Origin of the sequence: Vibrio anguillarum (genome assembly GCF_001989995.2) — a bacterium.
In the GTDB taxonomy this organism is placed as follows: Bacteria; Pseudomonadota; Gammaproteobacteria; order Enterobacterales; family Vibrionaceae; genus Vibrio; species Vibrio anguillarum.
Genome location: NZ_JAHGUP010000217.1, coordinates 1 through 497, shown reverse-complemented (window position 1 = coordinate 497; position 497 = coordinate 1). Strand labels below are relative to the sequence as shown.

Genomic DNA, 497 nt, shown 5'->3' with positions numbered 1-497 from the left:
GTTGGCTGTCCCTCTTGAACGCTTTGTTATGAGGTAACTTGAAGCGACAAAGAAAGGAAGTTTTCATCACTATCAACCAATTGATAACCAAGCGATTTATAAAATCTTATCGCTGAATGATTGCTAATGAAACTCGATAATGTTACATGACTGCGTCTCTGAACCAAAGCGAGATTATGCACATGATTCATTATATCTCTACCAAAACTCTGACGCTGGAATTCTGGAAATACAACAAGCAGATGAACATGAAGTGCATTATCATAAGGCTTGAAACAAAGCAGGCCAATTCGCTGATCAGCTCGTTCAACCCAGTGAAACCAACTAAATTCATAGTCATTTTTTAGCCGATTAAATTGAAAATCATCACTCCAGCCAAAAACAGCATCTACATGCGAATAAAGTGCCTGTTTTACAATAGAAAAAAGACTATCGAACTCTTCAAGTTCTACTGGTACTAATTTGATATCCATATTCCTCATAACGCCCGGCTAAGG

Annotated in this window: 1 protein-coding gene; it reads right to left on the bottom strand. The window is 37.8% G+C overall.

The features are described 5' to 3' along the window. Window positions 1–26 precede the first annotated feature (26 nt). Window positions 27–482 carry a GNAT family N-acetyltransferase gene (locus tag PL85_RS18545; protein ID WP_115340194.1) on the bottom strand — a complete coding sequence of 152 codons (456 nt, stop codon included), beginning with the start codon at window positions 480–482 and terminating at the stop codon, window positions 27–29. Window positions 483–497 lie beyond the last annotated feature (15 nt).

What these genes read in the sequence shown, in the direction of transcription:
- PL85_RS18545 (WP_115340194.1), bottom strand. Translation starts at nt 482, where the DNA reads ATGAGGAATATGGATATCAAATTAGTACCAGTAGAACTTGAAGAGTTC.